Source organism: Caulobacter sp. X, assembly GCF_002742635.1.
GTDB lineage: Bacteria > Pseudomonadota > Alphaproteobacteria > Caulobacterales > Caulobacteraceae > Caulobacter.
In genome coordinates this window covers 2,522,747-2,541,145 of the sequence record NZ_PEGF01000001.1, presented here as the reverse complement: position 1 = coordinate 2,541,145, position 18,399 = coordinate 2,522,747, and the positions used below count along the sequence as shown (strand labels likewise).

The window sequence follows — 18,399 nt, the reverse complement described above, 5'->3', positions numbered from 1 at the left end:
TGAAGCTTAACGAAGCGTTAACCATAAGGTATAGCTTGCAGGCGTATGTCACTGCAACTTTTGGGGGCTAAAATGGCTGACGGTGATTTCAGCAAGAGCGCCGCCGCGCGCGCATCTAAGATTTTCTGCATGGATCCCGAGATCCAGGCCTTTCCGGAGCGGTACAAAAATGCGCTCCACATGTGCAAACATGAAATCTTGGCCGCCGTCTACCGTCTCTACCAGGTCGTTCCGCAAGCCGACGCCGACAAGGTGCTCGACAAATTCTTCACGGATCTTCCGGAAAGCCTGCCGCGCAACGGCGGCCTTACTGATGATCCGATTGCGGGCTAGATGGACCGTCCGCGCTTAGTCGCTGCACCGCGTTCTCCAGCTTGGCTAGGTCCAGGAACTCGAGGCAGCGACGGCCGCCCTTCAGGATATTGCGCTCCACCAGGGCCCGCATCTCGCGCGTGACCGCCTCGCGGTTCGCGCCGATCCGGCTGGCGAGGGCGGCGTGGGTGGGCGCCGGGCGGATCTGAACAGCGCCCGGCTGGCCCAGCGTATTCCGCGCCAAGCGCAGCAGCTCGCAGTGCAGCCGCGCCCGCACATTGAGCGCGCTCAATTCGAAGATCCGGTCGGTCTGCGCGCGGATCTGAGCCGCGAGATGGCGGTTCAGCCATGTGGCCGCCGCCGGCGTGCTGGATACGGCCGTCGCGAACGCCGTCTGACTCACGGCCAACAGACGGGAGTCGTCCTGGGCCACAATGCTGGCCGAGCGGCTCTTGCCATCGATCGCCGCCAGTTCGCCAAACATCTCCCCGACGGCCAGATCGCGCAGCGACACCTCGCGACCGTCCGATGAATAGAGCATCACGATCAGGCTGCCTTCGAGCACGAAGAACACTTCGGTCGAATGGACGCCATGGCTGAGGACCGTCTGTCCCTTGCGCGCCCGCACGACACGGGACTGCTCCAGCGTCATTCGACGGACGTCCGCCTCCAGGGCGCGGAAAAACTCGGTCTGGTCCGTCATCGCGGCGGTTCCCCCGAACGCAAGCCTTGAGACTACACAACGCCGGGTCGCGCTTCGCAACCATCGCCATAGCCCTCGACCAGCTCTCGTCGGGCGAGTGTGAGAAATCGCACATTGCGAGCGTGACCTTGCCGACCGTCAGCCCGGCGATCGCGACCGATGATCGCACCCATGCAAGGCGGCCCGACATCAGCCGCCCGGACATGGAGGCGAGCATGCAGTTCAAGCTCAAGAAAGACACGCAGTCGATCCAGGTCATCTTCAAGGCGGGCCAGGCCTTGAACGTCGGCGACCTGGAGCTGACCCGCATCAAGAATGGCCAGCTCATCGACCAGGGCCCGGCCACCCCGACCGCGACGGACTATCGCTGGAGCGGCATCACCCTCGAAGAAGGCGACACCTCCATCCAGCTCCAGATCTACTGGCGGGTCTTCGACGCGCAGGGGCGCAACGGCCCCTACGCCGCCTCGGTGACCGTTCTGGACCAGAACGGCGGGCTTCTGCCCGGCTCCGGCAACGCCAATCCCGCGCTTTGCCCCGGCCAACTCGGCGAAGGGGATCCTGCTGGCGCCGATCGTCAGTACAAAGCCATTTCGGTGTGGTGAGCGCCATGACCCAGCACGACAAGACGCTCCGTCGAGCGGCCGTCCTGGCTTTTGGCGCCCTGGCCGCAGCAGTGGCGCAAGGCGCTCCAGGGCAGGCCTTGGCGCAGGACAAGGGTCCCGCCGCGCGGGCGCTTGAGATCGACACCACGATCCCGAGCGCGCCGGGCTTCGCCGTCATCGACCTGTCCCCGACAAGCATCATCGACCCCGGCGCCGCCCGCGTCAGCTTCGCGTCCCTACTGAGCCATGTCGACGAGAACGGTAACCTGAAGCCAGGCTTCGCTGTGGGGGGGACGCCCTATTTCTGGCTGCATCCTGGCGTGAGTCTGTTGGAGTACAAGAGCGCCTCGCGCTTCGAGCGCATCCTGGCCCGCACCGAGATCAGCCTCGGCTACGCGGGCGGCCAGGCCAGCAAGCCCAACAAGATCGGCCTCGGATTCACCACCGAGCTTCTCGAAGGCCGCCGCCAGGCCGGCGAATGGCTCGATCCGACGGACTATCGGCTAGACGCCACTCTGAGCAGCTGCGTCAACAGCGCCTATCTGACGAATATCGGCAGGCCGGCCCATAGCGGCTCGACCTTCCTGGCGCAGGCTACGAGCGAATGGAACCTGCACGCCAACGGCCTGCGCCCAGGGGAGAAGGTCACCGACCTGCCGCCCACAGCCGACGGGGAGGCCGGGACTCCGCCCCTCGAACAGGATCAGCAAAGCAACTGGATCACGTCGCGCTTCAGTTTTCTGAACCAGGGCGATGACGACCAGAGAGTCGCCAGGCTGCTGAAAGGCGAAGCCGGCAAGAACTACGAAGCCGCCGCGAAGACCTGCCGCGAAACAGCCGCCACCCGCTACGCCCATCGCGACTCCTGGATATTCGCCGGCGGTTGGGCGCTCGCCGAGGAGGGCGGAGGCCTCAAGCATGTCAATTCCACCGGCGGCTCACTGTGGACGGCCTATCGCCACCCGCTGAAGGGCAAGGGACTGCCGGTCAACTACATCGCCCTGTTCGCCCGCTACGACTTCGACCGCAAGGCCGAGGTGACCGGCGGAACCCAGGACTTCGACAAGCTCTCCGTGGCGCTGAACCTTGGCTACGAGAAGTCGAAGTTCAAAATCGCGTTCCAGCCCGGCTACCAGGACATAAGCTACGGCGTTGGCCCCCTGAAGGACGACACAAGCAGCTTCTACGCCCTGACGGCCGACATGCGGGTGATGGACGGCGTCTGGATCGAGCTGAAAGGCGGATCCAGCAGCAATCCCGAGGTTCCCGCCCTCGGCAAGGACGACAGGTTCACAGTCAGCTTCCGCTTCAGCCCTCAACAGCAGCAATAGGCCGCGCCGCCGCACGGAGGTTTTGAGCCATGGGCATTTCCCAATACATCCTGCTCGCCGAAACGGGCCTCCACCCCGAGGATCGCTTCGAAACCGGCTCGGCGATAATGCTGGGCGCGCTGGCGCTTGTGAAAAGCACCGAGCCAGCCATGATCACCAGCATCAGCGCCTTGGGCGACACAGGCGTGGCCGACAGCCCGATCACGGTGATCGACACCATCTTCGAGGACGGGCCCAGGCTGGTCGAGATGGACGACACAACGGCGGCGGCGCTGACCACCGGTCCGGCCCCTGTCCGCGCCGTGAAAGTGGTCGAGTACCCGCTTCCCGAACGCCACGCCGGGCCCAGCCTGGCCGCCCAGCCCGTCGCCGCGCCCCTCGGCAGTGGCGGCCACGGTTTCACGGTCCTGTGCCGCGACGCCGTCACGGGCGACCCGCTGCCCGACTGCCGGGTCGTGGCCTACAGCAACTTCGCGAGCAAGATCGGCGGCGAGGGCGTCACCGACATGACGGGCCACGCGCTGATCTACCTCAACACCACGATCGTCGAGCGTCTCTACGTGGTCAGCCAGCCGAGCCACTGGGGCGCGTATCGGGCGAACGTACACGTGACACCGATCATGACGGTCGACATCCAGCCGGTCGACCGAACCCAGCCCGACGCCGTGCGCCACTACTACGGCGCCTCCCGCTTCGATCCGACGACGCAAGTCGTCGTAGGCGTCATCGACACCGGCGTCGGTCCGCATCCCGACCTGAACATCGTGAGCATGGACAACACCGTGACCGGCGAGGCTCGCACCGCGGGCAACGATTGGTTCGGCCATGGCACCCATGTCGCTGGCCTGGCCGGCGCCCGGGGCGGCCTGCGCGGCCTGGCGCCCGGCGTCGCGATCCGCAGCTACCGGGTGTTCGGGTTCAACGCCAGCTCGGCGACCAACTACGCCATCATGAAGGCGATGATCCACGCCGCCGCGGACAGATGCGACATCATCAATCTCAGCCTGGGCGGCGGGCAAGCCGACCCGATCGTGGAGGAAGCCGTCCGCGACGCGTGTGAACAAGGGATGTTGGTGATCGTGGCGGCGGGTAACGGCGGCCACCAGCCCGTCGCCTATCCAGCGGCCTATCCCGGCGCCCTGGCGGTGTCGGCGCTGGGCGTGCGAAGCGGTTTCCCGCCGGGCGCCCTGCCCGAGGGCGATATCGAGCCGCCAGTCTCGGCGACCTATGCGGACGAGTTTATCGCCGGGTTCTCCAATATCGGCCAGCAGATCGCGCTAACCGCGCCTGGAGTCGGCGTGCTCTCCACCCTGCCGCAAGGGCGCTACGGGCCGATGAGCGGCACCTCTATGGCCGCGCCGGTCGCCGCGGGCGCAGCCGCATGCCTGCTCTCGCGCGCGCCAGACATCTGGAACATGCCGCGCGACCGCGCCCGTACGGACGCTATTCGCGCGCTGCTGCTCGGCGCGGCCGGCAGCAGGGGTTTTGGCCGCAACTACGAAGGCCAAGGCATGCCCGACCCGGCCATGATCTGAACGTGCCGCGCTACGTGCTCAAGCGACGCGACAGTGCGCCGGCGGACCTAGAGGCCATCGCCGCGGCGTTCACCGTCATCGACAAGGTCGGCGACGTAGCGCTGCTGGTGGATGCCTCGGAAAGCCACCTGGAAGCGATGCGCCCTCGCCTGGACGGCTGGACGATCGCGGCCCTCTCCGAACAGCCGCTACCCAGCGCTGATGCATCCGCCCCAACCCCAGACCGTGAACCCGACAATGCCTAACACCCTTAAGAGCAATCTCGTCGTGATCGCCGCCCTCACCATCATGGGCGCCGTTATCGCGAGTCCGGCCTCGGGGTCTGCAGCCGATCTAGCGATCGAGGCCACGCAGAGGCCGGCGCCGACAATCGTATCTAGCGTCGATGTGGACCAGGCTTTCACCTTCTCCAACAACACCGATCGGGCCATGACCTTGGAGCTCGGCGGCCTGGTCAATGGTGAAGCCAAGCCCAAGACGACCTGGCGCTGGACCGAGTCCGGCGTCGTGCTGAACAAACCGGTTGTCGTACCCGCGCGTGGAAAGGTGTCGCTGAGCGCAACGGCCTTTGCGCCGAAGCCGGGTCTCTATCAGATCAGGGTTGTGCAGCGCCGCCGCGAGGGTGCGATCACCACGATTTTGACCATCGACCGACGGGCCGTGGCGCCGAAGATCGGCTTGCTGGATACGCCCAGCGCGCCCTTTCAGGTCGACGGCCAAGGTCCCGCTAAACTGGATTTCACGGTCTTCAATCCGACCGACAACGCCTTGTCTCTGGACGCGCCCAGGCTGAAGACGCTTTCCCGCACGATCGACAAGCAGACACGCACGCTCTCGATGGACGCCACGGGCGACATCATCTGCGCTCAAGGCGTCCTGCAGCCGCAATCAGGATGTAAGGCCCACATCGCCGTCCCCTTGGATGGACCCGGCGCATATGTCGCCAAGGTCCGCGTATCCGGCGCCGAAGGCGGCGAGGGCGTGGCGGACATTTCGATCAATGTCCGCGCCTGCTGGGGACTGGCCGTCGCCCTGGCGCTGGCCGGCTCCGTGATCGGCTGGGCGTACACCTTCTGGCGCGAGAAGGGACGCGCCAAGGTTCTGGCCATGGAAGATGTCGCCGCCCTGCGGGAACGTCTGGGCGCCCTTCGACGGGAAGCGCGGGATCTGGGCGCCGGCGAGGCGTTCGGGGTCGCCCTTGAGAAACTCAATGAGCTTTCCGCGCTGCTCCGCCGCCTGGACGGCGACGATCGTACGACCGACCGCACGAGTCTGACTAAGAGGATTGACCGCATCGAACAATGGCTCGCCCTCGCGGCCGCTGCGGCGCGCCTGACGCCCAGTTCCGACATCGTGAACGAGGCGTCCAGCGCCGTGGACAAGCTGCTTAGCGATCCTAAAGACGCCGACAAGGACGTCGAGGCGGCCCTGGCCACGCTCAAGGCGGCCATCGACAGCGCGCAAGGAAGTCAGGCCACGCCACTGAACGGCCTCATGATGGCCGACGTGCCAACCCCCTCGGCCCTGGATGTCGACATTCCATGGCCCTGGCGTCGCGATGCGAACGCCAATCAGATCGGCAAGTGGCGGCAGCGTATCGATCTAGTCGCGAACAGCGTGTTCACCGTCGTCATCGTGCTGGCGACCGTCCAATGGGTCTGGGCGCCGAACCTGACCTGGGGCGGGATGACCGACATGCTCGGCCTAGGCCTGTCCTCCTTCGCCATCCACGCGAGCGGCAGCGAAGTGCTTACCCGGGTCCGAAGCGCGTACGGTGTCTAGATCAAGGTGCGCGCGGGCCGGGCCTCGGCGTACGCCTTTGACCTCCAACGGTCACTGGAAAGCGACAACTTGGGGCCACCCCTCACACTTGACACACCGGACAGAAGAACGTCGAGCGTCCCGCCTGGACCTCCCGGGCGATCACGCCCTTGCACCCCGGCGTCGGGCACGGCTCGCCCTCGCGGTCGTAGACGCGGAAGCGGTGCTGGAAATAGCCCAGGGCGCCGTCGGCGGCGGCGAAGTCCTTGAGGGTCGAGCCGCCGACCTCCACCGCCTCGGCCAGCACCGCCTTGATCGCCGTGGTCAGCGGCCCAAGCCGCTTCCTGGCGATACCGCCCGAAGGCTTGAACGGCGAGATGTGGGCGCGGTGCAGGGCTTCGCAGACATAGATATTGCCCAGGCCCGCGACGGTGCGCTGGTCCAGCAGCAGGGTCTTGGGGCCCTGCTTGCGGTTCGCGAACGCCTTTTCCAGGGTCTTGGCGTCGAAGGCGTCGCTCAGCGGCTCGGGACCCATGGTCGCGAACCACGGATGCTGGTCGACGCGGTCGGTCGGGATCAGGTCCATGAAGCCGAAGCGGCGCGGGTCGTAATAGGTCACCACCGCGCCGGCCTCGGTCTCAAAGACCACGTGGGCGTGCTTGTCCTCGGGCGTGACGGCCCGAGCGAAGTCGCCGGGGCGCACGGTTCCTTCCGGCGCGGCGATCTCGAAGCGGCCGGTCATGCCCAGGTGCATCACCAAGGTGTCGCCGCGGTCCAGCGGGGCCAGGATGTACTTGGCCCGGCGGTCCAGGCGCAGGATCCTCGCGCCGGTCAGGCGCTGGACGAAGCCGTCGGGCAGCGGGAAGCGCAGGTCGGGACGGTTGGCGCGCACGCGAGCGAGGCGCGCATCGGACAGGACGGGCTCGAGACCGCGTCGGACGGTCTCCACTTCAGGCAGTTCGGGCAACGATCATTCCTTAAGGCGATGACGCGGCGCGTGACGCGGGCTAATAGCGGACCATCCTATAGAGAGTTCGCCCCCGGGACGTCATGAACAACACCTCCGCCAGCTTCGGTTTCAAGGATGTCGACGCCTCGCAGAAGGCGGGCCTGGTGCGCGGCGTGTTCGACCGCGTGGCCAAGAACTACGACATCATGAACGACCTGATGAGCGGCGGAGTCCACCGTCTGTGGAAGGACGCGGTGGCCGCGCGCCTGAACCCGCAGCCGGGCGAGGTGATCATCGACTGCGCCGGCGGCACCGGCGACATGGCCCGTCGCTTCGCCAAGATGGCGCGGAACGCCCAGGAGCGGCGCGGTGGTCCGGACGCGACGATCAACATCATCGACTACAACGCCGAGATGATCGCCGCCGGCATCGAGCGCGGCGGCGAGCCGGAGATCACCTGGACCGTGGGCGACGCCCAGCGCCTGCCGCTGCCCGACGCCTACGCCAACGCCTATGTGATCAGCTTTGGCATCCGCAACGTGACCGACATCGACGCGGCCCTGCGCGAGGCGCGTCGGGTGCTCAAACCCGGCGGCCGCTTCCTGTGCCTGGAATTCTCGCGGCCGGTGACCGAGGCGCTGGCGAAAGCCTACGACGCCTACAGCTTCAAGGTCATCCCGCAGGTCGGCGAGTGGGTCGCCAAGGACCGCGACGCCTATCAGTACCTGGTCGAGAGCATCCGCCGCTTCCCCGACCAGAAGACCTTCGCCGGCATGATCGAAAACGCCGGCTTCAAGCGGGTCAGCTACACCAACTTCACCGGCGGCGTCGCGGCCCTGCACCAGGGCTGGGCGCTCTGATTGCCTATGGCCTTCTCTACTCCCGACTTCCCCGGCGAATGCCGGGGCCCAGATCACAAGGCTGAGCGGCGCCAGGATTGGTCCGCGCTCGGGCTGAAGCGGGTTCCCGGCATTCGCCGGGAGGTCGGATTAAAGACACGGGGTCTTTGAAATGACCTCCCTCTCCGCCTTCTTCCGCCTGACGGGCGCGGGCTGGGCCCTGGTGCGGGCCGACGCCCTGATCCCGCGCGAGGCCGAACCGCTGCTGCCGCCCGGCGCAAAGCTGGCCGGGCGTCTGCTGCGCCTGTTCGCCGGCGGCGCGGCCAAGCGAGGCCGGCCGGGCGAGCGCCTGGCGCGGGTGCTGGAAAGCCAAGGCCCGGCGGCGATCAAGCTGGGCCAGTTCCTGTCGACCCGCGCCGATATCTTCGGGACCGCCTTCGCCGAGGACCTGTCGCACCTGAAGGACCGGCTGCCGGCCTTCCCGCTGGCGATCGCCGAGGCCGAGATCGCCCGCAACCTGGGCAAGCCGCTCGACGAGATCTTCACCGAGATCGGCGAGCCGGTCGCCGCGGCTTCCCTGGCCCAGGCCCATCCCGCGACCCTGGTCGACGGCCGCAAGGTCGCGGTGAAGGTGCTGCGGCCCGGCGTCGAGCGGCAGGTCGCCCGCGACACCGGCGTGCTGCGTCTGGCCGCGCGCCTGGCCGAGACCCTGGCGCCCGCCTCGCGCCGCCTTCGGCCCACCGAATTCGTCGAGGTGGTGATCCGCGCCCTCGAACTGGAGATGGACCTGCGCTTCGAGGCCGCCGGCTGCGCCGAGCTGGGCGAGGCCATGGCCAAGGACCCCTATATGCGCGCGCCGACGGTGTGCTGGGAAGGCGTGGGCAAGCGCGTCCTGACCCTGACCTGGGCCGAGGGCGTTCCGCTGTCCGACCCGGCCGCCCTGGCGCTGCCAGGCCTGGACCGCAAGGCCCTGGCCGAGAACGTCACCCGGGGCTTCCTGGCCCAGGCCCTCGACCACGGCCTGTTCCACGCCGACCTGCACGAGGGCAACCTGTTCGTGGCCGCGCCCTCGACGATCACCGCCGTCGACTACGGCATCGTCGGCCGCCTGGGCCCTGGCGAGCGCCGCTACCTGGCCGAGATCCTGTACGGCTTCCTGAACCGCGACTATCCCCGCATCGCCCAGGTGCATTTCGACGCCGGCTATGTGCCCGCGCACCAGGACAAGGACGCCTTCGCCCAGGCCCTGCGCGCCGTCGGCGAGCCTGTGTTCGGCCGCAACGCCCGCGACGTCTCGATGGGCCGCCTGCTGGCGCAACTGTTCGAGATCACCGCCCTGTTCGACATGGCCCTGCGGCCGGAGCTGGTTCTGCTGCAGAAGACCATGGTCACGGTCGAGGGCGTGGCCCGCCGCATCGACCCGACCCATGACCTATGGGCCGCCGCCGATCCCGTGGTCCGCCGCTGGATCGGCCGCGAGCTGTCGCCCGCCGCCAAGGTCCGCGACTTCGCCGAAGAGGCCTTGCGCGCCCTTCGCGCCATCGCCCGCCTGGCCGAGGCCCCGCCGACGACGACCGAGGTCCACGTCGAGCGCCCGCACGTCTGGCCGCTGCTGTGGTTTCTGGTCGGCGCCGCGACGGCCGGGGCGGCCTTCGTCACCGGCCTTTTGCTGTCGCGGTAGAGGTCTCCGAGAGGGTCGCCGGCTCTAGTTGGCGTCCGACGTCGGTCCCCGCGTTCGCTCCGACGTCGGCGTCGAGACCTCGATGTTGAAGCTCTCGACGATGGCGTCCAGCAACGCGCCTTCGCCGCCCAGGCCATCGGCGCTGAGCGCATCGGCGATATGACCGGCCATGTCGGCGAGGATGATGCCCCAGGCCGCGGTCTCCGTCTCGACGCCGCCCTCGGCGTACAGCCCGCACTTCAGCGAGCAGTGCAGCCCCTGCTCTGCGATCCAGACGCGCGCCAATTCGACGGCGTCGGTATCGCGAAGCGCAGCGGGCGGTATGGCGCGGGCGTCCATCAGGACCTCGTGTGAGCGAACGAAGACGGGCGGAACCTACCCTTCCGCCTCATCCCGCTCGCGCTTCTTGGCGGCGGTGGCGCGGCGGGCTTCGCGGGTCTTCTGCTCGGTCCAGTAGGCCGCGCCTTCATCGGGCTTGAACATCGTGCGCGGCGCGCCCTCGCGGGAGACCACGGCGAAGACATTGTCCTTGGGATCGTAGATCAGCAGATCGCCATTGGCCCGCTTCAGGGTCTGGGCGCCCTTGGGCGGATCGCTGACGAAGGCGTGGACCTTGGCGACATAGTCGTCGGCGGTCTTGGCGCCGAACGTCTCCCCATTGCGCTCGAACGAGCGCTGGGCGTTCTCCTCGGCGGTGCGGGTGCGGTTGGCGGCCCAATAGGGCTTGCCGGCGACCAGCTTGACCGGCGCATCGCGCGGATCGGCCCGGCGCTGGGCGTCGGCCGAAACCTCGGTGGCGGCCCCCTCGGACGCCGCGCTGGCGCGCTCGCCGCCCTTGGGCGCCTTGACCGCCGAAGCGCCGCTGTCGCAGGCGGCCAGGGCCAGCACCCCCAGCCAAGCGACGACGCCGACAGGAACCTGTCTCACAACCTTCATGATCGTATTCGCCCCATTGCTCTACCTTGACGTTTGATGAACGAAAGCGGAACGAGAGTCGAGTCCCAATCTTCGCCGTAGGATTGTCACTGGCGCTTTGGCGCGCGGATGGGCATGTGCAGGGGACGAGACGAACGCGAGAGCGGGAGCTGGGCGTGAGCGACAAGCGGGTTCTTCTGATCGTCGGCGGCGGGGTGGCGGCCTATAAGTCGCTGCTGCTGGTGCGACTGCTGCGCAAGGCGGGGATCGCCGTGCGGCCGATCCTGACCAAGGCGGGCGAGCAGTTCGTCACGCCCTTGTCTCTGGCGGCCCTGGCCGAGGACAAGGTCTATCAGGACCTGTTCTCGCTGACCGACGAACACGAGATGGGCCATATCGAGCTGTCGCGCTCGGCCGATCTGGTCGTGGTCGCGCCGGCCACGGCCGACCTGATCGCCAAGGCCGCCAACGGCTTGGCGGGAGATCTCGCCTCCACCACCCTGCTCGCCACCGACAAGCCGGTGCTGATGGCGCCGGCGATGAACGTGCGGATGTGGCTGCACCCAGCCACACAGCGCAATGTCGCGACCTTGAAGGCCGACGGCGTCTCTTTCGTCGATCCCGCCGAGGGGGCCATGGCCTGCGGCGAGTTCGGCCCCGGCCGCCTGGCCGAGCCGGAGGAGATCTTCGCCGCCATCGTCGCCATGCTTGAAGGCCCCGCCGCGAAGCCGCTGGTCGGCAAGCGCGCCATCGTCACGGCCGGCCCGACCTTCGAGCCGATCGACCCGGTGCGCGGCATCACCAACCGCTCCAGCGGCAAGCAGGGCTTCGCGATCGCCGAGGCCCTGGCCCAGCTGGGGGCGGAGGTCACCCTGGTGGCGGGTCCGGTCTTCCTGCCCACCCCGCCGGGGGTCAAGCGGGTCGACATCGAGACCGCCCGCCAGATGCTGGCCGCCAGCCAGGCGGCCCTGCCGGCCGATGTCGGCGTCTTCGTCGCCGCCGTCGCCGACTGGCGGGTCGACGAGGCGTTCGGCGCCAAGCTGAAGAAGGAGAAGGGCGGGCCGCCGGCCCTGACCTTCGTCGAGAACCCCGACATCCTGGCGACCCTGTCAGCCTCCGGGCCGCAGAGGCCCAAGCTGGTCGTCGGCTTCGCGGCCGAGACGGACCATGTCGAGGAGCACGCCCGCGCCAAGCTGGCCCGCAAGGGCTGCGACTGGATCATCGCCAACGACGTCACCCAGCCTGGCGTGATGGGCGGCGGCGAGAACGCCGTGCTGCTGGTCACCAAGGACAGGACCGAGCGCTGGGACCGCGCCGCCAAGGACGTGGTCGCGGCGCAGATCGCGGCGCGGATCGCCCAGGCGCTGGCCTAGATCGGATCGAGACGGGCCGTCTCGCCCTGCCGCGCGATCAGGCGCATCGGCCGGCCGCGCACCCAGAGCCGGTCGACCGTGACGCCGGTCCAGCCCTTGGGCAGCGTTACCGGGCGCTGGCTCCACGCTTCCGGTTCCGACGCCGACGGCATGACCCCGCTGAAGCCGAACAGCAGCGAGATCAGGAAGCCGCCGATATTAGCGAAGAACGGCCCCGCCTTCGGCTGCTCGGGGAAGCGATCGGCGCGGTATTCCAGGGTTTGCAGGAAGCGGCCGACGACGAACTGGCCATAGCCCTCGTCCAACAGCCGCAAGGCCCTGTCGCGATCGCCCAGCCGGGCCGCCCAGGCGCCGTACAGCGCCGACAGCATCGGACTGCCGATATAGTCGTCGGCGAGATCGAGATAGAGCGAGATCGTCGCGGTCTCGGCCTCCCGCGATAGCGGATAGCCGAAGGGGAACAGTCCCATCAGCGGATCGGGCGTTCCGCCCTTCTCCTCGTTGGTCCTGTAGTCGTCATGAGAGACGACGGCCTGGCCGCGCGTGGGAATTTGCAGGCCGTCCGCGATCTCCAGCCACATCGGGTCCGCCTCGAAATCCAGTGTTCGGGCGATCCGCGCGCCTTCGCGCAGCACGACCACGGCGCCCATGTTCGAGAAGGCGGCGTTGTCGACCGGCCGCTCGCGCTCGGCGATGCCCATCGAGGCCTTGATCGCGTAGCCGCCGCGCACCTTGCAGACCCGGCTGGCGATCCAGTCGCAGACGCCCGAGACGACGGGCCAGGTCCGCGTGCGCAGGAACTCCTGGTCGCCGGTGGCGTCGGCGTAAAAGACGAACGCCCGCGCCACGTCCAGCGATACGTGATCCTCGTGCCAGGCGGCCGCGCCAGGCAGCGGCGCGGCCTCCTGGCCGCTGCGCGGGGCGCTTTCCCAGGGAAATTGCAGGCCCCGCCGACCCATCAGCTGGGCGTTGCGCCGGGCGCTGTCGAGATGGGCGAACCGGTATTCAAGCATGGCCCTGGCCGCATGAGGCTGCAGCGGGCAGAGGGCGGGGATGACGAAGGCCTCGATGTCCCACATCACGTGGCCGAAGTAGTAGTGATAGTCGTGCCAAGTGGCCAAGCCGAAGATCGACGTCGAGGCGGGCGACGAGGGATGGACCGAGCTCATCAGGTAGAAGAACCCGGCGTCGACCCTTTGCTGCCAGCGCTCATCCGCCCCCTCGAGCCGGATGCGGCTCTTCCAGAGCTCGGCCCATTCCGCGCGGTTCTGCTTGCGGAGCGAGTCGAAGCCGTCGAACCGGGCCTTGGCGACCAGGCGCTCGGCCTCCTGATCGGGCAGATCATGCAGGGCGTTCGGCACAATGCTGACGATCTGGCGCAGCCGGACGGCGCGCCCGCCCCGGGCTTGGACCGCATATTCCGAGACCAGCCGGTCGTCGCGCAGCGGCGGACGGGACGGCATGACCTCGCCCGCGCCCAGGACCTCGGTCGTCAGGGCCAGGCCGCAGGTCGAGAGCTCGCCGGCCGAAGCCCACAGGACCGATCCATCCGTGGCGGGCTCTACCTCGCCGGGCGTCTCGCGCCCGTGCCGCACGGCCCGACCATCGACCCCCGCCCCGTCAATCATGGCGCGAAGGCCCAGGGCGCAGGCCTTGTCGACGGTGACCGAAATCTCCTGGCAAACCAGCGTCGGCTCTGGGCGACTGCAAAAGGCGACGACCTCCACCTGGGCCCGCCTGCCCCCGACTTCGAAAACGAAGCGAGAGGTCAGCTCGGCCGTCGAAAAATCGTAGGCCTGCTCCAGATCGGACACCCGCTGCGACGCGTCGGAGAGCCACACGCCGTCGATCGCCAGGTCGCCGGCCAGCGGATAGGGCGCCACGGCCGCCGCCTCGATCCGGCGTTCGTAGTGCTCGCCGCTGAACCCGCTGACCAGGCACATGCCCGCCTGCAGCGGCGTCTCCCGCACCCGAAGCCCGATGAGGCCATTGGAGACATAGGCCGGCAGTTCGCGCCCTCTGTGGCCCTGTTCGGTGGGCGGATTGATCGGTTTACTCATGGAACTCCGCGCCTGATTTGAAGGTATCCCTCTCAAACCAGAAGCACCGGGTCGCGGTTTCACCGCCAAACAAGGGACGGCTAGCCGTCCTACTGGCCTCGCCCCCCGCAAATCGGCTACAGCCGTTCCGTCTCTCGGAACAGGAACCTCCCATGTCCGCCATTCCCGCCGGTCTCGCCATTCGCTTCAAGCGCTGGGAAGGCAATCCCGACCTGCCGGTTCCGGCCTACGCCACGGCGGGCGCCGCGGGCTTCGACCTGCGGGCGGCGGTCCCGGAGGACGCGCCGATCGTGCTGAAGCCGGGCGCGCGCTGCATGGCGCCGACGGGCTTCTCGGTGGCGGTTCCGGACGGCTGGGAGATGCAGGTGCGGCCGCGCTCGGGCCTGGCCTTCAAGAACGGCGTCACGGTGGTCAACGCGCCGGGCACCGTCGACAGCGACTATCGCGGCCAGGTCTGCGTGCTGCTGATCAACCTCGGCGAGGAAGACTTCACGATCCGTCGCGGCGACCGCATCGCCCAGGGCGTGATCGCCGCCGCGCCACAATGGCCGCTGGTCGAGGTCGAGGACCTGGACGCGACCGACCGAGGCGCCGGCGGTTTCGGCTCGACGGGCGTTTAGACACCCGCGGCGCGCCCGGCCACGGCCAGATAGCCGCCAAAGCCCGCCGTGAAGGCGGCGGCGGCCAGCCACAGCAGCGGACGGACCAGTTCCAGACAAGAGCGCTCGGCCAATCGCGGGGCGTTCATCGGGACCTCCTTGGCCGCCGTCTTAGGGCGCCTTTTCTCTCAACGAACCCGAGGCCATTTGGTTCGACGAGCCCCGCCTGGCGGAGCTTTCGCGCGCCGCCCGCGTTTTGGGCGCGAGGCGGGACTTTCGGCGTCTGACGTAAAAACTTCTTCGGAGCGCCGTTGATTTTTGGACGACTGCGTCCATTTATCCGCTTGCCGCGCCCGCGTGATGTGACTATCGGGCGCGTTCACGCTCTGGGGATAGGGTCTTTCCGTTCATGGCGACGCCGCAAAACAAGAAGCTGGTTCCAATGATCGCGGGCGGGGTCCTCCTGGCCGCCGTCGGGGTCGGCGGGACCCTGTGGTTCCTGGACAAGCAGCACTTCGAAAGCACCGACAACGCCTTCGTCCAGGCCGACACGGTGCAGATCAGCCCGCAGGTCTCCGGCTATGTGGCCGAGGTGCTGGTGGCCGACAACCAGCGGGTCGAGGCGGGCCAGGTGCTGGCCAAGATCGATCCGTCGACCTTCCAGGCCATCGTCGACCAGGCGATCGCCAACGCCAACGCGGCGGACGCCGCCGTTCGCGCGATCGACGACAAGAACAGCCTTGAGCAGGCGATGATCGCCCAGCGCGCGGCCGGCGTGACCAGCGCCAAGGCCGACGCCAGCCGGGCCAAGGCCGACCTCGACCGCTACAACAGCCTGGCCAGCCAGGGCTGGGTCTCGCAGCAGAAGGTCCAGACCGAGCGCGCCGCCGCCACCCAGACCGCCGCCAGCGTCGCCAGCGCCCAGGCCGCCCTGGAGGCCGAACGCCGCGCCGCCGAGTCGCTGGGTTCGGCCAAGGCCCAGGCCGTGGCGCAAGCCGCCGCCGCCCACGCCGCCGTCGAGCAGGCCAAGCTGAACCTGGAGCGGACCGTGATCCGCGCCCCGGCCGCCGGCGTGGTCGGCGCCCGCTCGGTCCGTCCGGGCCAGCTGGTCCAGCCGGGCGTGGCCCTGATGTCGGTCGTGCCGCTGGGCCAGGCCTATATCGTCGCCAACTTCAAGGAGACCCAGGTGGCCCGCATCCGCGTCGGCCAGCCGGTCGAGATCAAGGCCGACGCCTTCGGCAAGGCCAAGATTGTCGGCAAGGTCGACAGCTTCGCCCCGGCCACCGGCCAGGAGTTCGCCCTGATCCCGGTCGAGAACGCCGTGGGCAACTTCACCAAGATCACCCAGCGCCTGCCGGTGAAGATCGCCGTCGACCGCAGCCAGTTGGGCGCGGCCCTGCGTCCGGGGCTGTCGGTCGAGGTCAAGGTCGATGTCCGCGACCGCTCGGGTCCGTCCTTCGCCGAGGCGGGCCAAGCCACGCCACAGGTCGCCCGCCAGGGCGTGGACCGCTAGACGGCGGACGCGTCATGACCGACGCCGCCCTTCCCGCCTCGCGGGCCGCCGCCGCTCCCAAGCCCGAAGTGGATTGGGGCAAGCTGTTCCTCGGTTTCGGGGCCATGGTCATCGGCCAGTTCATGGCCATCCTGGACATCCAGATCGTGGCGGCGTCGCTGCCGCAGATCCAGGCGGGCGTCGGGGCCAGCACCGACCAGATCAGCTGGATCCAGACCGCCTATCTGATCCCCGAGGTCGTGATGATCCCGCTGTCGGGATATCTCTCGCGCCTGTGGGGCACCCAGCGCCTCTACCTGGCCTCGTGCACCGGCTTCATCGTCATGAGCGTGCTGACGGGCCTGTCCTCGTCGATCGACATGATGATCCTGACGCGGGCGCTGCAGGGCTTCATCGGCGGGGCCATGATCCCGACGGTGTTCGCGGTCGCCTTCACCGCCTTCCCGCCGGAGCGGCGCGTGACGGCCAGCGTGATCATGGGCCTGATCGTCACCCTGGCCCCGACCGTCGGCCCGACCCTGGGCGGCCATCTGACCGAGGCGCTGTCTTGGCGGTGGCTGTTCTTCATCAACGTGCCCACGGGTCTCTTGGTGCTGTTCGGCGTGGCGCGGTGGGGCGACTTCGACAAGGGCGACCCGAGCCTCGCCAAGGGCTTCGACTGGTTCGGCCTGGCGGTGATGGCCGTCTTCCTGATGAGCATGCAGTACGTGCTGGAGGAAGGCGCCAAGGACGACTGGTTCGACGACACCGCCATCCTGTGGCTGACCGTCACCGCCGTGATCGGCGGCGCCGTGTTCATCTGGCGTCAGCTGACCTACAACAACCCGATCGTCGAGCTGCGGGCCTTCGCCAACCGCAACTTCACCGTCGGGGTCGCCATGACCGCGGTGTCGGGCGCCAGCCTGTTCGGCGGCACCTTCCTGCTGCCGCAGTTCCTGGGCCGGGTTCGCCACTATTCGGCGTCCGAGGTCGGCACGACGATGATCGTCTCGGGCCTGTCGATGTTCCTGACCGGTCCGATCGCCGGCCGCCTGGTGCGCAGAACCGATCCGCGCGTGCCGATGTGCCTGGGCTTCATCCTGGCGGGCTGGGGCATGTACATGGCCCATGGCGTGACCAAGGACTGGGGCTTCTGGGAGTTCGCCGGGGTCCAGGCCTGCCGCGGCGTGGGCGTGATGATCGCCATGATCGCCACCCAGCAGGTCACGATGAGCACCCTGCCGCCCCACATGGTCAAGAACGCCTCGGGCCTGGTCAATCTGGCGCGCAACACCGGCGGGGCGATCGGCCTTGCTTTGCTGGCGACCTCGATCACCCAGCAGACGGCGCTCTATTACGACGACATGACCTCGAAGGTGACCCAAGGGGGCCCCACGGCCAGCATGATGGCTGGCCTGACCGAGCGGATGATGCAGCTGGGCGTCACCGATCCGGCCGGCGCGGCCCGCAAGGCCATCGGCGGCATGATGGAGCAGCAGGCCACCGTCATGGCGTTCGGCGACAGCTTCACCCTGCTGGCGATCGGCTGTTTCCTCGCCGCCGCCGTCTCCCTGTTCGCCAGTCCGGCGAAGAACGCCCCGCCGCCGCCCTCGGACGTCCACTGATGCCCCGCATTCCCGGACAGATCGACGTCGCCAAGACCGAAGCCATCCTCGACGCCGCCGTCGAGGTGATTGGCGAGCGGGGCTTGGCCGCGCCGATGGAGGCGATCGCCCGTCGGGCGGGCGTCTCCAAGCAGACGGTCTACAACCACTATGGCTCCAAGGCCGAGCTGATGCGGGCCCTGATGCAGCGTCGGGTGGAGCGGGTCACCGCGCCGCTGCGCGACCGCCAGGCCGTCGACAATCCGACGGCGGCGCTGGAGGCCTACGCCCTGTCGCTGTTGGAGACAGTGATCACCAACAAGAGCTACTCGATGATGCGGGTGGTGATGATGGGGGCGGGCGAAATGCCCGACGTCGCCCAGGAAGTCTACGAAGCCGGCCCCCTAAGCGCCCGTCGCCAACTGGCCGCGTTCCTGAAGACCGAAACGGAACTGGGTCGGATGAAGGTCGCGGACTACGATCAGGCGGCGGAGTTCTTCTCCGGCATGATCATGGGCCAGAGCCAGATGCGGGCGCTGCTGCGCCTGCCGTCCGACAAGACGCCGGAGGAATTCGGCCGCTTCGCGAAGGAAGCGGCCGAACGATTCATGCGAGCCTACGCGCCTTAGACCGCTTGGAA

The 18,399-nt window shown here is 68.2% G+C and carries 19 protein-coding genes; 13 read left to right on the top strand and 6 right to left on the bottom strand.

From position 1 onward, the window contains the following. The first annotated feature begins 72 nt into the window (after window positions 1–72). Entirely contained in the window at window positions 73–333 is a 261-nt protein-coding gene (locus CSW60_RS11845) for a hypothetical protein (protein ID WP_143324158.1), read from the top strand. Here CSW60_RS11845 and CSW60_RS11840 read toward each other — a convergent pair. Further along, the gene (locus CSW60_RS11840) at window positions 308–1,015 is read right to left on the bottom strand and encodes a Crp/Fnr family transcriptional regulator (RefSeq protein WP_099537425.1); all 708 of its coding nucleotides are present in this window, start codon (window positions 1,013–1,015) and stop codon (window positions 308–310) included. The two genes, CSW60_RS11845 and CSW60_RS11840, sit on opposite strands and share 26 nt — an antisense overlap. Window positions 1,016–1,137: 122 nt before the next feature. On the opposite strand from CSW60_RS11840, the gene CSW60_RS11835 reads away from it, so the two are divergent. Genes CSW60_RS11835 through CSW60_RS11815 form a run of 5 tightly spaced genes read left to right on the top strand, consistent with a single transcriptional unit; the run spans window position 1,138 to window position 6,268 of the window. After that, complete coding sequence (locus CSW60_RS11835; RefSeq protein WP_143324157.1) at window positions 1,138–1,620, top strand: hypothetical protein; 483 nt, start codon at window positions 1,138–1,140, stop codon at window positions 1,618–1,620. Between the two features lie 5 nt (window positions 1,621–1,625). Then, on the top strand, window positions 1,626–2,951 hold the full coding sequence (locus tag CSW60_RS11830) for a hypothetical protein (RefSeq protein WP_143324156.1): 1,326 nt from the start codon (window positions 1,626–1,628) through the stop codon (window positions 2,949–2,951). A gap of 29 nt (window positions 2,952–2,980) precedes the next feature. Beyond that, window positions 2,981–4,486 carry a S8 family serine peptidase gene (locus CSW60_RS11825; RefSeq protein WP_099537422.1) on the top strand — a complete coding sequence of 502 codons (1,506 nt, stop codon included), beginning with the start codon at window positions 2,981–2,983 and terminating at the stop codon, window positions 4,484–4,486. A gap of 2 nt (window positions 4,487–4,488) precedes the next feature. Continuing rightward, window positions 4,489–4,731 (top strand): hypothetical protein, encoded by a 243-nt coding sequence (locus CSW60_RS11820; protein WP_099537421.1) that lies wholly within the window; start codon window positions 4,489–4,491, stop codon window positions 4,729–4,731. Then, window positions 4,724–6,268, top strand: a complete 1,545-nt coding sequence (locus tag CSW60_RS11815; protein ID WP_143324155.1) for a hypothetical protein — start codon at window positions 4,724–4,726, stop codon at window positions 6,266–6,268. Before CSW60_RS11820 ends, CSW60_RS11815 begins: the two co-directional genes overlap by 8 nt. Window positions 6,269–6,350: 82 nt before the next feature. Here CSW60_RS11815 and mutM read toward each other — a convergent pair whose 3' ends face one another. After that, a complete protein-coding gene (mutM, locus tag CSW60_RS11810; protein ID WP_099537419.1) occupies window positions 6,351–7,214 on the bottom strand; it encodes a bifunctional DNA-formamidopyrimidine glycosylase/DNA-(apurinic or apyrimidinic site) lyase in 864 nt (287 codons plus the stop codon). Between the two features lie 83 nt (window positions 7,215–7,297). Here mutM and CSW60_RS11805 point away from each other — a divergent pair, with 83 nt between their 5' ends. Further along, window positions 7,298–8,056 carry a class I SAM-dependent methyltransferase gene (locus CSW60_RS11805; RefSeq protein WP_099537418.1) on the top strand — a complete coding sequence of 253 codons (759 nt, stop codon included), beginning with the start codon at window positions 7,298–7,300 and terminating at the stop codon, window positions 8,054–8,056. Between the two features lie 151 nt (window positions 8,057–8,207). After that, complete coding sequence (ubiB, locus tag CSW60_RS11800; RefSeq protein WP_099537417.1) at window positions 8,208–9,716, top strand: 2-polyprenylphenol 6-hydroxylase; 1,509 nt, start codon at window positions 8,208–8,210, stop codon at window positions 9,714–9,716. Window positions 9,717–9,740: 24 nt separating this feature from the next. Here ubiB and CSW60_RS11795 read toward each other — a convergent pair whose 3' ends face one another. Both CSW60_RS11795 and CSW60_RS11790 read right to left on the bottom strand, forming a co-directional pair. Next, window positions 9,741–10,055 carry a DUF5076 domain-containing protein gene (locus tag CSW60_RS11795; RefSeq protein ID WP_099537416.1) on the bottom strand — a complete coding sequence of 105 codons (315 nt, stop codon included), beginning with the start codon at window positions 10,053–10,055 and terminating at the stop codon, window positions 9,741–9,743. Between the two features lie 36 nt (window positions 10,056–10,091). Next, entirely contained in the window at window positions 10,092–10,652 is a 561-nt protein-coding gene (locus CSW60_RS11790) for a hypothetical protein (RefSeq protein ID WP_161495642.1), read from the bottom strand. A 155-nt stretch (window positions 10,653–10,807) separates the two neighbouring features. Here CSW60_RS11790 and coaBC point away from each other — a divergent pair, with 155 nt between their 5' ends. After that, complete coding sequence (gene coaBC / locus CSW60_RS11785; protein ID WP_099537415.1) at window positions 10,808–12,004, top strand: bifunctional phosphopantothenoylcysteine decarboxylase/phosphopantothenate--cysteine ligase CoaBC; 1,197 nt, start codon at window positions 10,808–10,810, stop codon at window positions 12,002–12,004. Here coaBC and CSW60_RS11780 read toward each other — a convergent pair. After that, window positions 12,001–14,064, bottom strand: a complete 2,064-nt coding sequence (locus CSW60_RS11780) for a glycoside hydrolase family 65 protein (RefSeq protein ID WP_099537414.1) — start codon at window positions 14,062–14,064, stop codon at window positions 12,001–12,003. The two genes, coaBC and CSW60_RS11780, sit on opposite strands and share 4 nt — an antisense overlap. Window positions 14,065–14,216: 152 nt before the next feature. On the opposite strand from CSW60_RS11780, the gene dut reads away from it, so the two are divergent. Next, window positions 14,217–14,684, top strand: a complete 468-nt coding sequence (gene dut, locus CSW60_RS11775; RefSeq protein WP_099537413.1) for a dUTP diphosphatase — start codon at window positions 14,217–14,219, stop codon at window positions 14,682–14,684. Here the strand turns inward: dut and CSW60_RS24010 are convergent. After that, window positions 14,681–14,812 (bottom strand): hypothetical protein, encoded by a 132-nt coding sequence (locus CSW60_RS24010; protein WP_236634247.1) that lies wholly within the window; start codon window positions 14,810–14,812, stop codon window positions 14,681–14,683. The genes dut and CSW60_RS24010 overlap by 4 nt on opposite strands. Before the next feature lie 260 nt (window positions 14,813–15,072). On the opposite strand from CSW60_RS24010, the gene CSW60_RS11770 reads away from it, so the two are divergent. The 3 genes from CSW60_RS11770 to CSW60_RS11760 are packed head-to-tail and all read left to right on the top strand — an operon-like array spanning window position 15,073 to window position 18,388. Continuing rightward, on the top strand, window positions 15,073–16,176 hold the full coding sequence (locus tag CSW60_RS11770) for an HlyD family secretion protein (protein WP_099537412.1): 1,104 nt from the start codon (window positions 15,073–15,075) through the stop codon (window positions 16,174–16,176). A 14-nt stretch (window positions 16,177–16,190) separates the two neighbouring features. Further along, window positions 16,191–17,780, top strand: coding sequence for a DHA2 family efflux MFS transporter permease subunit (locus CSW60_RS11765; RefSeq protein WP_099537411.1), 1,590 nt, complete (start codon window positions 16,191–16,193; stop codon window positions 17,778–17,780). Beyond that, the gene (locus CSW60_RS11760; RefSeq protein WP_099537410.1) at window positions 17,780–18,388 is read left to right on the top strand and encodes a TetR/AcrR family transcriptional regulator; all 609 of its coding nucleotides are present in this window, start codon (window positions 17,780–17,782) and stop codon (window positions 18,386–18,388) included. Before CSW60_RS11765 ends, CSW60_RS11760 begins: the two co-directional genes overlap by 1 nt. Window positions 18,389–18,399: the final 11 nt, after the last annotated feature.

What these genes read in the sequence shown, in the direction of transcription:
- CSW60_RS11830 (WP_143324156.1), top strand. Translation starts at nt 1,626, where the DNA reads ATGACCCAGCACGACAAGACGCTCCGTCGAGCGGCCGTCCTGGCTTTT.
- CSW60_RS11795 (WP_099537416.1), bottom strand. Translation starts at nt 10,055, where the DNA reads ATGGACGCCCGCGCCATACCGCCCGCTGCGCTTCGCGATACCGACGCC.
- CSW60_RS11845 (WP_143324158.1), top strand. Translation starts at nt 73, where the DNA reads ATGGCTGACGGTGATTTCAGCAAGAGCGCCGCCGCGCGCGCATCTAAG.
- CSW60_RS11805 (WP_099537418.1), top strand. Translation starts at nt 7,298, where the DNA reads ATGAACAACACCTCCGCCAGCTTCGGTTTCAAGGATGTCGACGCCTCG.
- CSW60_RS24010 (WP_236634247.1), bottom strand. Translation starts at nt 14,812, where the DNA reads ATGAACGCCCCGCGATTGGCCGAGCGCTCTTGTCTGGAACTGGTCCGT.
- dut (WP_099537413.1), top strand. Translation starts at nt 14,217, where the DNA reads ATGTCCGCCATTCCCGCCGGTCTCGCCATTCGCTTCAAGCGCTGGGAA.
- CSW60_RS11790 (WP_161495642.1), bottom strand. Translation starts at nt 10,652, where the DNA reads ATGAAGGTTGTGAGACAGGTTCCTGTCGGCGTCGTCGCTTGGCTGGGG.
- ubiB (WP_099537417.1), top strand. Translation starts at nt 8,208, where the DNA reads ATGACCTCCCTCTCCGCCTTCTTCCGCCTGACGGGCGCGGGCTGGGCC.
- CSW60_RS11780 (WP_099537414.1), bottom strand. Translation starts at nt 14,064, where the DNA reads ATGAGTAAACCGATCAATCCGCCCACCGAACAGGGCCACAGAGGGCGC.
- CSW60_RS11770 (WP_099537412.1), top strand. Translation starts at nt 15,073, where the DNA reads ATGGCGACGCCGCAAAACAAGAAGCTGGTTCCAATGATCGCGGGCGGG.
- CSW60_RS11840 (WP_099537425.1), bottom strand. Translation starts at nt 1,015, where the DNA reads ATGACGGACCAGACCGAGTTTTTCCGCGCCCTGGAGGCGGACGTCCGT.
- CSW60_RS11825 (WP_099537422.1), top strand. Translation starts at nt 2,981, where the DNA reads ATGGGCATTTCCCAATACATCCTGCTCGCCGAAACGGGCCTCCACCCC.
- CSW60_RS11815 (WP_143324155.1), top strand. Translation starts at nt 4,724, where the DNA reads ATGCCTAACACCCTTAAGAGCAATCTCGTCGTGATCGCCGCCCTCACC.
- CSW60_RS11760 (WP_099537410.1), top strand. Translation starts at nt 17,780, where the DNA reads ATGCCCCGCATTCCCGGACAGATCGACGTCGCCAAGACCGAAGCCATC.
- CSW60_RS11765 (WP_099537411.1), top strand. Translation starts at nt 16,191, where the DNA reads ATGACCGACGCCGCCCTTCCCGCCTCGCGGGCCGCCGCCGCTCCCAAG.